Annotated in this window: 12 protein-coding genes; 3 read left to right on the top strand and 9 right to left on the bottom strand. The window is 59.2% G+C overall.

All coding sequences use genetic code 11. The features are described from left to right. Position 1 precedes the first annotated feature (1 nt). On the bottom strand, positions 2-166 hold the full coding sequence (locus tag ACNYC6_RS13135; protein WP_003170804.1) for a DUF1328 domain-containing protein: 165 nt from the start codon (positions 164-166) through the stop codon (positions 2-4). Positions 167-238: 72 nt separating this feature from the next. Further along, positions 239-526 carry a hypothetical protein gene (locus ACNYC6_RS13130; protein WP_419712635.1) on the bottom strand — a complete coding sequence of 96 codons (288 nt, stop codon included), beginning with the start codon at positions 524-526 and terminating at the stop codon, positions 239-241. 435 nt (positions 527-961) lie between these two features. On the opposite strand from ACNYC6_RS13130, the gene algB reads away from it, so the two are divergent. Together algB and ACNYC6_RS13120 are read left to right on the top strand one after the other, a co-directional pair. Continuing rightward, entirely contained in the window at positions 962-2,308 is a 1,347-nt protein-coding gene (algB, locus tag ACNYC6_RS13125) for a sigma-54-dependent response regulator transcription factor AlgB (protein WP_419712634.1), read from the top strand. A gap of 10 nt (positions 2,309-2,318) precedes the next feature. After that, complete coding sequence (locus tag ACNYC6_RS13120; protein WP_419712633.1) at positions 2,319-4,109, top strand: KinB sensor domain-containing domain; 1,791 nt, start codon at positions 2,319-2,321, stop codon at positions 4,107-4,109. Positions 4,110-4,113: 4 nt separating this feature from the next. Here the strand turns inward: ACNYC6_RS13120 and ACNYC6_RS13115 are convergent, their stop codons facing one another. The 7 genes from ACNYC6_RS13115 to ACNYC6_RS13085 form a co-directional block, all read right to left on the bottom strand. Then, positions 4,114-5,727 carry an EAL domain-containing protein gene (locus tag ACNYC6_RS13115; protein ID WP_419712632.1) on the bottom strand — a complete coding sequence of 538 codons (1,614 nt, stop codon included), beginning with the start codon at positions 5,725-5,727 and terminating at the stop codon, positions 4,114-4,116. A 77-nt stretch (positions 5,728-5,804) separates the two neighbouring features. Then, complete coding sequence (locus tag ACNYC6_RS13110) at positions 5,805-6,584, bottom strand: N-acetylmuramoyl-L-alanine amidase (protein WP_419712631.1); 780 nt, start codon at positions 6,582-6,584, stop codon at positions 5,805-5,807. A 102-nt stretch (positions 6,585-6,686) separates the two neighbouring features. Further along, positions 6,687-8,735, bottom strand: a complete 2,049-nt coding sequence (locus ACNYC6_RS13105; RefSeq protein ID WP_419712630.1) for a diguanylate cyclase — start codon at positions 8,733-8,735, stop codon at positions 6,687-6,689. Beyond that, a complete protein-coding gene (locus tag ACNYC6_RS13100; protein WP_419712629.1) occupies positions 8,732-9,610 on the bottom strand; it encodes an endonuclease/exonuclease/phosphatase family protein in 879 nt (292 codons plus the stop codon). The genes ACNYC6_RS13105 and ACNYC6_RS13100 overlap by 4 nt, the downstream gene beginning before the upstream one ends. Before the next feature lie 14 nt (positions 9,611-9,624). After that, positions 9,625-10,266, bottom strand: coding sequence for a thiol:disulfide interchange protein DsbA/DsbL (locus tag ACNYC6_RS13095; protein ID WP_416128738.1), 642 nt, complete (start codon positions 10,264-10,266; stop codon positions 9,625-9,627). Between the two features lie 200 nt (positions 10,267-10,466). Then, the gene (locus ACNYC6_RS13090) at positions 10,467-11,096 is read right to left on the bottom strand and encodes a c-type cytochrome (RefSeq protein WP_419712628.1); all 630 of its coding nucleotides are present in this window, start codon (positions 11,094-11,096) and stop codon (positions 10,467-10,469) included. A gap of 46 nt (positions 11,097-11,142) precedes the next feature. Then, positions 11,143-11,433: a c-type cytochrome gene (locus ACNYC6_RS13085; protein ID WP_338584009.1), complete on the bottom strand. Its 291-nt coding sequence runs from the start codon at positions 11,431-11,433 to the stop codon at positions 11,143-11,145. A 191-nt stretch (positions 11,434-11,624) separates the two neighbouring features. Between ACNYC6_RS13085 and yihA the strand changes: the two genes are divergently transcribed. Continuing rightward, the gene (yihA, locus tag ACNYC6_RS13080; RefSeq protein WP_419712627.1) at positions 11,625-12,269 is read left to right on the top strand and encodes a ribosome biogenesis GTP-binding protein YihA/YsxC; all 645 of its coding nucleotides are present in this window, start codon (positions 11,625-11,627) and stop codon (positions 12,267-12,269) included. Positions 12,270-12,404 lie beyond the last annotated feature (135 nt).

The following is a 12,404-nucleotide window of genomic DNA, read 5'->3' as shown; positions in this document are numbered from 1 at the left end:
TTCAGCCTCGACCGCGACGGCCAAAGAAGAAGGAAGCAATGAACATCACCAGGAACACGACAAAGAGAATCTTGGCGATACCCGTGGCGGTGCCCGCGATACCACCGAAGCCCAGTACGGCGGCGACAATGGCAATGATCAAGAATGTGATTGCCCAGCTCAACATGGTGATTCTCCTTACGCTTCTATTTAGAGGTGTTGCGTTTCCCGGCGCAGCGATCGCGCCAAGTGTGAGTACTTAGAACACCCAGCGTTCCTGACGTGGCGATTCGTCCATCGCCTGATGCTGGTCGACGTCCATCATCCGCAGCGCAGTGCTGTCGGCCATACCGCTGCGGGCGGCGCTGAAGTGGGTTTGGGTCGGGTGTTGAAACGAAACGCTTGGCCCATCTTGCTGCTGGCTCTGCTCCCAGCGCAGAAACTGTTGGCCGCCGATCAACGTGATCAACAGCGCCAGTACCGCAAACAAACCTTGCTGGAGATGCAGTGGCGAGAGTTGCAATTGGGTGGCACGTTGGCGATTCATCCTGAAGCTCCTCCCACTCGGGGGTAATCGGGTTGAGGGCGTTTTATTGGTGCCCTGCGTTATTTGGGTTATTGCAGCCCGCATGCCAGTTTTTTTGTATTAAAAATACTTTGTAAATCAGTAGCTTATGATGGTGTCGCGAAACCCTTCGTGCGCATCCTGCACGATGGCCCCTGACGAGGTCGTGCGTTATGCACGATCGACTTGGCAGAGATCGCAATTTTTTTGAATTGAGAGGAGGGCGCAGCTGTCAGAAATGGACGTGATTCATCGTCTGAAAAGCTGTTACCTATAAAAGGCCTACAAAATCAGGCGAAAACCGGCGGGGGGGGAGATATCTACCCTGGCGTGGCGGGAATGGATCAGAATGAACCATGCAACTTGCCCGATTTTTCCGGGACTAAACCAAGACTATTCATTAAGGAGCGTAGGAAAATGGAATCAGCCACTGAGCATCAAGGCCGTATTCTTCTGGTGGATGATGAGTCCGCCATCCTGCGAACCTTCCGCTATTGCCTCGAAGACGAAGGCTACAGCGTGGCGACGGCCAACAGCGCCGCACAAGCCGATGCGCTGTTGCAACGTCAGGTCTTCGACTTGTGCTTCCTCGATTTGCGCCTGGGTGAAGACAACGGCCTCGACGTGTTGGCCCAGATGCGCATCCAGGCACCGTGGATGCGCGTGGTGATCGTCACCGCGCACTCGGCCGTGGACACCGCCGTCGATGCCATTCAGGCCGGTGCTGCCGATTATCTGGTCAAACCTTGCAGCCCCGATCAATTACGCCTGGCCACGGCCAAGCAGTTGGAAGTGCGGCAACTGTCGGCACGTCTGGAAGCCCTCGAAGGCGAGGTGCGCAAACCCAAGGATGGTCTGGACTCCCACAGCCCGGCCATGAAAGTGGTCCTTGAAACCGCCCGGCAGGTGGCGACGACTGATGCCAATATCTTGATTCTCGGCGAATCCGGCACCGGTAAGGGCGAGTTGTCCCAGGCGATTCACGGCTGGAGCAAACGGGCGAAGAAGTCCTGCATCACCATCAACTGCCCGTCGCTGACCGCCGAACTCATGGAAAGCGAATTGTTCGGCCACAGCCGTGGCGCGTTCACCGGGGCCAGTGAAAGCACTTTGGGGCGGGTCAATCAAGCCGATGGCGGTACACTGTTTCTCGATGAGATCGGCGATTTTCCGTTGGTTTTGCAGCCAAAATTGCTGCGTTTCATTCAAGATAAAGAATACGAGCGAGTGGGCGACCCGGTCACCCGCCGCGCCGATGTGCGCATTCTTGCGGCCACCAACCAAAACCTCGAAGACATGGTCCGCGACGGCCGTTTTCGCGAAGACTTGCTCTATCGCCTGAACGTCATCACCTTGCACTTGCCACCGCTGCGTGAGCGCAGGGAAGACATCCTCAACCTTGCCGATCGCTTTCTGGCGCGCTTCGTCAAAGAGTATGCACGCCCGGCGCGAGGGTTCAGCGATGAGGCCCGGGAAGCGCTGCTGGGTTATCGCTGGCCGGGGAACATTCGCGAACTGCGCAACGTGGTGGAGCGAGCGAGCATCATTTGCCCGCAGGAGCGGGTTGAGCTCAGCCACTTGGGCATGGCTGAAGCACCGGTCAACAATGCGCCCCGCATCGGCGCCGCCTTGAGCCTCGATGAGTTGGAAAAAGCCCACATCGGCGCGGTCCTCGCCACTGCCGGGACACTGGATCAAGCCGCCAAGACCCTGGGCATCGACGCGTCGACGCTGTACCGCAAACGCAAACAGTACAACTTGTGAGCCGTCACCGATGAAACTGGCGATGAAGTTGCGGACCCGGCTGTTCCTGAGCATTTCCGCGCTGATCACCGTAGCGCTGTTCGGGTTGTTGCTCGGGCTGGTCAGCGTGATGCAGATGGCCGGAAGCCAGGAAGCGCTGGTGCGCAATAACTTCGTCACCTTGGATCTGGGGCTCAAGCTGCGTCAGACCTTGGGTGATCAGCTGATCATCATGCTCAGCGAGCAACCGGATTCCCAAGCCTTCGAAGCCTCAAAACAGCGTTATTTCGAGTTATTGGAGCAGGGAATCGCCCAAGAACCTGCAATCGACGGCAGCGAGTACGGTTTCAAGAAAGCCAAGGCGGATTACCTGAGTTTCATTCAGGCCTACGAAATGTCGCCCGATCCGGCCCATGTGTTGAGCGGCAACGACGAACTCACCGAAAAATTCAACGCGCTGCGCAATGGTTTGATCAATGAACACAAGCGTGCACTGGATAACATCGGTGCCACTGAGCGCCATGCCCGAGAACGTGCATTGCTCATCGCCGGACTGCTTGGCCTGGTCGGGTTGGCGGTTTTGATCATCGGTTTCGTCACCGCGCATGCCATTGCCCGGCGTTTCGGCGAGCCCATCGAAGCCCTGGCGCAGGCGGCGGACAACATTGGCCAGGGCAACTTCGATGTCACCCTGCCGGTTTCCTCGGCCGTGGAGCTGAACCAGTTGACCCGGCGTTTCGGGATCATGGCCGAGGCGCTGCGTGAACATCAGGCTACCAATGTCGACGAGTTGCTGGCGGGTCAGCAACGCTTGCAGGCCGTACTCGACAGCATCGACGACGGCTTGCTGATGATCGATCGCCAGGGGCATCTGGAACACCTCAACCCGGTGGCCCAGCGTCAATTGGGCTGGGACGAGGATCGACTCGGCCAGGGGCTGGGCACCGCTCTGCAGCGTCCTGAACTCGATGAGCAGTTGCAACTGGTACTGCGCGGCGGCACGCTGGAGCGGGCGCCGGAGGATCTGAACATCGAGGTCGATGGTGAGACGCGCTTGCTGACCTACAGCCTGACGCCGGTCAGCCATACTCAGGGCCATATTCTCGGCGCGGTGATGGTGCTGCATGACGTTACCGAGCAGCGCGCCTTCGAACGGGTGCGCAGCGAGTTCGTGCTGCGCGCCTCCCATGAACTGCGCACGCCGGTCACCGGCATGCACATGGCGTTCGGTCTGTTCCGTGAGCGCGCGCATTTCCCCCAGGACTCCCGTGAAGCCGATTTGTTGGACACTGTGAACGAAGAAATGCAGCGGCTGATGCAGTTGATCAACGACCTGCTGAATTTCTCGCGTTACCAGAACGGTCTGCAGAAACTCAGCCTGGCACCGTGTTCCATCGAGGATTTGCTGGAACAGGCGCAGCTGCGCTTTTCCAGCGGCGCTGGAGAAAAGGGCATCGAGTTGTTGGTGGAAGTGCAGGGGCCGTTGCCGCGCTTGCAGGCCGATCAGCCGCAATTGGACCGGGTGCTCGACAACTTGATCGACAACGCTCTGCGCCACACATCCGCGGGCGGACTCATACGCTTGCAGGCCCGACGCCATGGCGAGCGGGTCATCATCAGTGTTGAAGATAACGGTGAAGGGATTGCCTACGGCCAGCAAGGACGGATCTTCGAACCCTTTGTGCAAGTCGGGCGCAAAAAAGGCGGGGCCGGGCTCGGGTTGGCGTTGTGCAAGGAAATCGTGCAGTTGCATGGCGGGCGGATGGGTGTCTATTCGCGGCCGGGGCAGGGCACACAGTTCTACATGGCGTTGACGGTGTAGCGCCTTACGCCTCGTCATCCAGGCGTCGGTTGGCCAGCCGGCGGCCACGGGTAATCAGCTCAATGAACTGCACCGCACTCAACGCATGGGCGAACAGCCAGCCTTGGCCAAACTTCACACCTTCACTGCTCAGGAGCGCTGCCTGGGCTTCATGCTCGATGCCTTCGGCAATCACTTTCAAGTGCAGCGAGTGCGCCATGTGGATGATGTGCGGGGCCACGCCGCTGCTGGCCGCGTCATGGCCCAGCGCATCGATGAAGGCCTTGTCGATCTTCAGGCAATCTACCGGCAAGGTTTGCAGGTACGCGAGGCTGCAATAGCCGGTGCCAAAGTCATCGATCAGCACTTGGTGCCCGACATCGCGCAGGGCTTGCAGGTTTTCCCGGGCAACCACCACATCGATCAGCCCGCGTTCAGTGACTTCAAAGGCAATTTGTTTGGCGGCGACCCGGTGCAAAGTCAGCAGCCGGGCCATGACCTGGCCGATCCGCGGCACCATCACATCGCACGCCGCCAAGTTGACCGAAATGTACAGCTGCGGGTTAGCGCGCAGTAATTGCCCGAGCTGCTCCAACAAACGTTGCAGGACGAAATCGGTCATCTGGCGGATCTGTCCGGTGTTCTCCGCCATCGGAATGAACAGGTCGGGACTGGTCAGGGTGCCGTCCGGCCTTCGCCAGCGCAGCAAGGCCTCGGCGCCCACGCAGTTGCGGCTGTCGAGGTCGAAAATCGGTTGATACAGCACCTGCAACTCGCCACGGCGTATGGCGCCGGTCAGTTCGGCGTCCAGAGACTGGCGCTGACGCACCAGCAGGAACACCAGAAAACCCACACACAAGGCCAGCCCCAGACACACCGGCAACAACCACCACCACATCAGCGGAATATGGGTGCCGCCGCGCGGGCTGATCAGCACCAGTTGATATAGAGGGTTGTCGGTAGGCATGCGATAAATCAAACGTGTGCGGGTGACTTGCAGCGCATCGCGGCTCTTCGGCGGCCATTGTTCGTTCGGTGGCCATGACTGCGACACACCCAGGACCGGAATCGCCCGAGTGCCGTGGTCGAGCACGACTAAAAGACTGCTTCCCGGTGACAGGTCGACCATATCGGTCAAATGCCCGCGCGACGTCGCTACACGGAAATTGCCGCGCCCGAGCATCAGCGCGGCGCGGTTTTCATCGGGTTCAGTGGTGGTGTTCAGCCAGTAGTTGTAGGTGGGGCCCTTGATGTCCGGGGGACGTATCAAAGACAACCCCTCCTGACGCGGACGATTGGAGCAGATCCGCGAGGCATCCATGTAGGCCGCTTCATAGACGAAACGGTAATTGAAGCTGACCGCTTGTAGCGCCGCGATCATTTCATCATCGCACCCACGCAGCGGCTGGGCTTCGAGGTCGTCGAGGCTTTCGCGCAATTGTCCGAACATCTGCTCCAGGCGGGCGAGAAAACGTTCGCCTTGGGCATTCATTTCCTTGCTTTCGTTTTGCTCGACCTGGTGCAGTGCAATGAACAGGCTGCCGGAGAGTAGCAAGGTTGCGCTCAGGACAGCCGCCAGTATCGCCAAAAACCATGGGCGATAGAACCAACTACGGAATGTCTCTCTAGCAGCAGGCATTGGGTAAATATCCTAAGAATTACCAATGAGTTATAGCTGCTGATGGAGAAAACGCGCTGACCGTCGGGCGGTCGTCGTTATTTTGTCTGGTTCAACACCTGCAACAGCGCCGCCGTTTGCGCATCCGGTGTGCCATCGAAGCGGGACGGGCGGAAATGCATCTGAAAAGCTGCGATGACGTGGCGTGTGGCGACGTCCAGTTCGCCGGTTTGCGGCGTCTCATAACCGAAGCGGGCAAGCTGGGCCTGATACCAACTGATGCTCGGCAGTTGTGCATTGAACTGTGCCTGCTGGCGTGCCACAGCCTGCTCGTTCGGCCAGACGCCGATGCCTTCCACCGCCAGGCGTTTCCACGGGAACAGCGGGCCCGGGTCAAGCTTGCGCAGTGGCGCGATATCGCTATGACCAATGATGCTGCGCGGGCTGATGTTGTAACGCTTGCTGATGTCCTTGAGCAGGACGATCAGGGACTGCACTTGGGCTTCGCTATAGGGATACCAGAGACGACCGGTCGGGGTGTCCTTGAAGCCCGGGTTAACGATTTCGATGCCGATGGAGCTGGAATTCAGCCAGGTCCGGCCCTGCCATTGGCTCTCTCCGGCGTGCCAGGACCGCAGGTTTTCATCCATCAATTTGTAGATGGTCGCCTTCTTGTCGTCGCCGACCAGGTAATGGCTGCTGACTTCGCCATGGGTCAGTAGCTGCAGCGAACGCTCCAGCGAGGCGGAGGTGTAATGCACCACCACGAACTGGATACGGCTGTCGTGATTGGCGGAAGGGTGACGGGTGTCATAGCGCGGGCCACTGGCACAACCGGCCAGGAGCATGAGCGACACGATGAGAGCTAAAAATTTCATGGCAGGAGCAATACGCGCAAGACAGTAATGCAACAGTGTAACGTACTGCCTTGCGTGCGGAGGGCAATCGCGAGGTTTTAAATAAAATGGAACAATTGTCCCTCAGCCCAGTTCGACCCGGTTACGGCCAGCATTCTTCGCGCGATATAACGCCTGATCGGCTCTTTTCAGTACCTGATCGCTATGTTCGCCGGGTTTGAACGCTGTCAGGCCCATGGAAATGGTGATGGTCACCCGTTCACCCTTGAAGTGAAACGGGCAGGCTTCAATCGACGCTCGCAGGTGTTCCAGCAGTTTCATGCCGGCCGCGGGCACCGTGGACGGCAGCAACAGGACAAACTCTTCACCGCCAAACCGGGCAATGAAATCCGTCCCGCGCAGGCGCTTGCGCAGCACGCTGGCAATGATTTTCAGCACCTTGTCACCGGCCAGATGACCATAGTTGTCGTTGATGCGTTTGAAATGATCGAGGTCGAGCATGGCCAGCATCAGCGTGTTGCCGTGTTGCTGCCATTGGCTGATTTCGTGTTCCAGCCGTTCGCTCCAGGCGGCGCGGTTGGGCAGGCCGGTCAACGGGTCGATCAAGGCTTTCTGCCGCTGCTCTTCAAGATGCTCGCGAAAACCCAGGGCCTCCTGTTCCATGTGGGCTACCCGTTCGGCCAGGCTTTGCAGGCGGGCCGCCACTTCGTGCTCACGCTCGTCGCGCTGTTTGCGGTGTTGGTCCATCGTGCCGAGCAGGCCTTCTAGGTGGTTTTCCAGGACGTGCTTGAGGTCTTCCAGGTCAGCTGCTTCATGCATGCTGGTTTGCAGGCCGTCGACCTGTTCGCGGATTTGCGTGTCCATGGCCTCTGCGGCGGAGCGACTATCGGCATGGCCGGCGCTGGCGGCCTGCAGGTTGCTCTGGAACGATTCGAGACGCTCGTTGAGCCGCTGCAAGTAAGCTTCGAATTCGTGTTGGCCGCTGTCGGAAATGGCCAGCATCAAGGTGGCAAAATCGTCGAGGATCGGCAGCAGTTCGTACCAGTTCAGGCCGTTTTTCAGGCGATCGCGCATCGATTCGGCTTGCGGGCGATGACGCTCGGGCAGCGTCAGATCGTCGAGGAGGCCCAGCAACGTGTCTTCGATGTGCTTGGCCACTGAGCTGTAGGACGGCTCGGGGGAGTCCGGCAGCGCATACAGGATGTCGTGCTCAAGTTGCTCTGAATCGACAGCGGGCAACGCCGACGGCTGAGGCACGGTTTCGGGAAGTTCAGCCGGCGTCAGTTCGTCAGGATTGATTGCCTGCTCGACCAGGGGGGCGGGTGTCTCGGTGGGTATTGTCGGCTCGTCAGCTTGATCCGCTTCCGTTTCGCAGTGGGGGGCAGGATCTTGTTGCGGTTCCAGAACTGGCGGAACAAGCGCCGTAACGGCAGGTGACTCTGGCGTCTCGGCGGATGCCTCGATGGCTGTTGGCCCGGTGGCCACGATGGTCGGGCCGGGAGCTTCGGCAGGCGCCTTTTCGGCGACTGGCGCAGATTCGGTGATTGTTGGCGATGCTGCGGCAGTCGGCGTCGGAACGGTTTCGGCTGGTGCTGTGAAAGAGGCTTGTTCGGAGACCGGGGTTAGTTGTGCAGCAGCCTCATCGGCCTCACGGTGACCGAACAATCGCTGCAACAGGCCTGGTCGACCGGGCTCTGTCGGCGTCTCCAACTGGTTCAAGGCTTTGCCTTGCAAGCCGCTCAGTTCACTGAGCAGCAACGGAATCTCGCGAGCCTGGCTGACGCGGCTATCCAGTTGTTTGGCGAAGTTCTTGAGGGGACGGCTGACTTCCCGGGGCAGCGGTAATGTTTGCAGCTGGGTGACCAGCGCGTTCAATGCGGCACTGGTCTGGTTGACCCGGGTTTCCCGACGCTGCTCGGAGTCGAGCACGGCTTTTTCCAGGCGCGGGAGCAGGGCGGCCAAGCCGGCGTCCATGTCGTCGGTGCGCACGACCTCACGCATTTCCTTCATGCATTGATCAACGGCGCGATCGGTGCCTTCTGCCGCCAGGGTGCTGCGCACCAGTCCACGACGCAGCAAGTCGAGGCGTGCGTCCCAACGACGTTCGAGCTTTTCCTGTTGTTCGATGCTTTTGAGGTACTTCTCTTTCCAGCGCTGTGCTTCGTCGCTCATTCAGGGGTTCCGCGAAGGGCAGGACTCAACGCGGGCAATGCATCGGCCGTGAGCGAACCCGGCAGACGAATCTCTACCGCAACCGGCAGGTGATCGGAAATGGGTTGGGCCAGCACCTCGACCTTTTCCAGGGTCAGGGTCGGGCTCAGCAGAATATGGTCCAGGCAGCGCTGCGGGCGCCAGCTGGGGAACGTCGCTTCCAGTTGCGGGGCGAGCAGGCCGAGGTCACGCAATGGCGAGTTTTGCAGCAGGTCGCTGGCGTGGGTGTTCATGTCGCCCATCAGCACCTGGTGTTTGTATCCGCCGATGAGCTCGCGAATGTAGGCCAATTGCAGGCTGCGGACACGGGCGCCAAGCGCCAGGTGCATCATGACCACGACCAGCGCTTCGGGACCTTCGCCGAAACGCACCAGAATGGCCCCGCGACCCTTCGGCCCCGGCAGCGGATGGTCCTCAATCGCCCACGGGCGCAGGCGGCTGAGCACGCCATTGCTGTGCTGGCCAAGGCGACCGAGATTGCGATTGAGTTGTTGATACCAGTACGGGAAGGCGCCGAGTTGGGCCAGGTGTTCGACTTGATTGACGTAGCCTGAACGCAGGCTGCCGCCATCAGCCTCCTGCAAGGCGACCAGATCGAAGTCGCCGAGCAGATTGCCGATCTTTTGCAGGTTGTCGGCGCGTCCGGTATGCGGCAGCAGATGCTGCCAGCCCCGGGTCAGGTAATGCCGATAGCGCTCGGTACTGATGCCGACCTGAATATTGAAGCTGAGCAAGCGCAAACGGCTGTCTGCGGGCAGGCCCGTGGATTCCAGGTGATGCTCGTTGACCCGCGGATCATGCAGGCCAACGACGCGTTCAGTACCCCAGCGGCGCATGGCGGAGGCGGTCCTTAGTTGGCGGCAGCCTTGTTAGCCGCTCGCTCTTTGTCGATCAGTTTGTCGGCCAGTTGCAGGGCTTGTTCGGCGCCGCCGGCAGAGCCCACATCGAAGCGGTACTTGCCATTCACGATCAGGGTTGGAACACCGGTGATTTCATATTTCTTGGCCAGTTCAGTGGCCTTGTTGATCTGACCCTTGATGGCGAAAGAGTCAAAAGTGGCCAGGAACTTGTCCTTGTCGACACCCTGGGTGGCCAGGAAGTCCGCCATGTCATTCTTGTCGGTCAGCTTCTTGTGTTCTTTCTGGATCGCTTCGAACACCGCAGCGTGAACCTTGTGCTCGACGCCCATGGCTTCGAGGGTCAGGAACATCTGGCCGTGAGCGTTCCACGGGCCGCCGAACATGGCAGGGATACGAACGAAGTTCACGTCGGAAGGCAGCTTCTCGACCCAAGGATTGATCACCGGTTCGAATGCATAGCAATGCGGGCAGCCGTACCAGAACAGCTCAACCACTTCGATCTTGCCAGGCACGGCAACCGGAACCGGGTTGCTCAGTTCGACGTAAGGGGCGGCTGGGGCTTCGGCAGCCTGGGCAGTCATGCCGAACAGGCTGGCAGCGGCAAAAACGGCGCTGATGATCAGATTACGCATGCTTCACTCCTGGACAAATTTTATCGCCTCGCGCGACCTGATTTCAGACAGGTCATAGCGGGCCTGAGTTCTGTAGTGTAACGGCAGCGGCCACAAAAAAGGGCGGCCAAAGCCACCCTTTTTATACTTGCTGTGACGGATTAATCGAGCGTTAACGTTGCAAGAGATGAATGCCTTGCGCAACGCCCGATTCGCCGGTCTTAGTGCAGGCCCTGAATGTAACTGGACACTGCGGCGATGTCTTCGTCGCTCAGCTTTTTGGCAATGCTTTGCATTGGTTTTGTATCGCCGTCGTTGTTACGGCCACCTTCTTCCTTGCGAAAGTCGGTCAGTTGCTTGGCGACGTATTGAGCGTGTTGGCCACCGAGATGCGGGAAGCCAGCGGCGGCGTTACCTGCGCCGTTTGGCGAGTGGCAGCCGGTGCAGGATGGGAGACCCTTGGCCAAATCACCCCCACGGAACAGGGCTTCACCGCGCGCCACGACTTTCGGATCGGCGGCGCCGACGCTGCCTTTCTGGCTGGCGAAGTAGGCGGCGATATCCGCCAGGTCCTGATCGCTCAGGTTGGTCAGCAGGCCGGTCATTTCCAGAACGGTGCGCTTGCCCGACTTGATGTCGTGCAGTTGCTTGGTCAGGTAGCGTTCACCCTGACCTGCCAGTTTTGGAAAGTTTGGCGCCATGCTGTTGCCATCCGGGCCGTGGCAGGCGCCACAGACGGCGGCTTTGGCCTGGCCTGCGGCGGCGTCGCCCGGTTTCACTGGCTCACCTGCAGCATGGGCAATGCCGGAGATTCCCACGGTCAACAGCAGACTCACGATCAATTTCTTCATCAGCTAATCCAACTACGGCTAAGGGTTAAAGAGTTATGGACCGGGTTTACTCGCTCATCCACTGGATGATGGCTTGGTAATCCTCGGCACTGCAGTCCATGCACAAACCACGCGGCGGCATCGCCTTGAAACCCTGGGTCACGTGTTGCACCAGCGTCTCCATACCTTTCGCCAACCTCGGCGTCCAAGCTTCCTGATCGCCTCTTTTGGGCGCCATGGGTAGTTGGCCGGAATGACAGGCACCACAAACACGGTTGTACACAGCTTCCGGATCCTGTGTAGCCTGAGCGCTGTAAAGCGGCATCAAGACACCGGCAGCTAGCAGCCATTTCGTCATAAAACGACCTTTTCAGGGTTGAGAGCGTGCTGCGTTCTAATGCGCAATCAAGGTCTGTCGCTCTCGTGAACTTCATCCTACGCTGGGACAAAGCGCACACAAAATCTGCGGCATTATATACTGGCGTCAGTGAAACGGAAGCGACACCGCTTGCCGCGCCCATTCCCGGCGCCGCCCACATCGGAAATCCCATGCAACTCAAGAATCCCATCCTCGGTCTGTGCCAACAGTCCACCTTCATGCTCAGCGCCGCCAAAGTCGACCAATGTCCGGACGACGAAGGTTTTGAAGTGGCCTTCGCCGGGCGTTCCAACGCGGGCAAGTCCAGTGCACTTAACACCCTGACTCACGCCAGCCTGGCGCGCACCTCGAAAACTCCGGGTCGCACACAGCTGTTGAATTTCTTCAAGCTAGACGATGAACGCCGTCTGGTCGACCTGCCGGGCTACGGTTATGCAAAAGTTCCGATCCCGCTCAAGCAACACTGGCAGCGTCACCTGGAGGCGTATCTGGGGGGGCGTGAGAGTTTGAAAGGTCTGATTCTGATGATGGACATCCGTCATCCAATGACCGATTTCGACCTGCTGATGCTCGACTGGGCCGTTGCCGCCGGCATGCCGATGCACATTCTGCTGACCAAAGCCGACAAGCTGACCTATGGCGCCGCCAAGAACACCTTGCTCAAGGTGCAGTCGGAAATCCGTAAGGGCTGGGGCGATCTGGTGACTATCCAGTTGTTTTCGGCCCCAAAACGCATGGGGCTGGAAGACGCCTATACTGTTTTGGCGCGCTGGATGGAATTGGCGGACAAAGGTTCCGAGGCAGAGGCTGAGTAAGGATTGAAAACTGTCTGGGGGGCCTCAGGCAGTTTTTTTCCGACAAAAAAAACCCCGGACTTCAATGGGGAGGGGGAAGTTCCGGGGTTCAAGTTCTAGACCGCTAGGGCGGGGTCCAGATATCTGCCAACACTT

The sequence above is a fragment of the Pseudomonas sp. NFX224 genome (assembly GCF_048565165.1).
Lineage (GTDB): Bacteria > Pseudomonadota > Gammaproteobacteria > Pseudomonadales > Pseudomonadaceae > Aquipseudomonas.
This window is presented reverse-complemented; position numbering and strand designations above follow the sequence as displayed.

Excerpts from the sequence above, each read along its gene's own strand:
- ACNYC6_RS13095 (WP_416128738.1), bottom strand. The coding sequence starts at position 10,266 with ATGCGTAATCTGATCATCAGCGCCGTTTTTGCCGCTGCCAGCCTGTTC.
- ACNYC6_RS13085 (WP_338584009.1), bottom strand. The coding sequence starts at position 11,433 with ATGACGAAATGGCTGCTAGCTGCCGGTGTCTTGATGCCGCTTTACAGC.
- ACNYC6_RS13135 (WP_003170804.1), bottom strand. The coding sequence starts at position 166 with ATGTTGAGCTGGGCAATCACATTCTTGATCATTGCCATTGTCGCCGCC.
- algB (WP_419712634.1), top strand. The coding sequence starts at position 962 with ATGGAATCAGCCACTGAGCATCAAGGCCGTATTCTTCTGGTGGATGAT.
- ACNYC6_RS13120 (WP_419712633.1), top strand. The coding sequence starts at position 2,319 with ATGAAACTGGCGATGAAGTTGCGGACCCGGCTGTTCCTGAGCATTTCC.
- yihA (WP_419712627.1), top strand. The coding sequence starts at position 11,625 with ATGCAACTCAAGAATCCCATCCTCGGTCTGTGCCAACAGTCCACCTTC.
- ACNYC6_RS13105 (WP_419712630.1), bottom strand. The coding sequence starts at position 8,735 with ATGAGCGACGAAGCACAGCGCTGGAAAGAGAAGTACCTCAAAAGCATC.
- ACNYC6_RS13115 (WP_419712632.1), bottom strand. The coding sequence starts at position 5,727 with ATGCCTGCTGCTAGAGAGACATTCCGTAGTTGGTTCTATCGCCCATGG.
- ACNYC6_RS13110 (WP_419712631.1), bottom strand. The coding sequence starts at position 6,584 with ATGAAATTTTTAGCTCTCATCGTGTCGCTCATGCTCCTGGCCGGTTGT.
- ACNYC6_RS13090 (WP_419712628.1), bottom strand. The coding sequence starts at position 11,096 with ATGAAGAAATTGATCGTGAGTCTGCTGTTGACCGTGGGAATCTCCGGC.
- ACNYC6_RS13100 (WP_419712629.1), bottom strand. The coding sequence starts at position 9,610 with ATGCGCCGCTGGGGTACTGAACGCGTCGTTGGCCTGCATGATCCGCGG.
- ACNYC6_RS13130 (WP_419712635.1), bottom strand. The coding sequence starts at position 526 with ATGAATCGCCAACGTGCCACCCAATTGCAACTCTCGCCACTGCATCTC.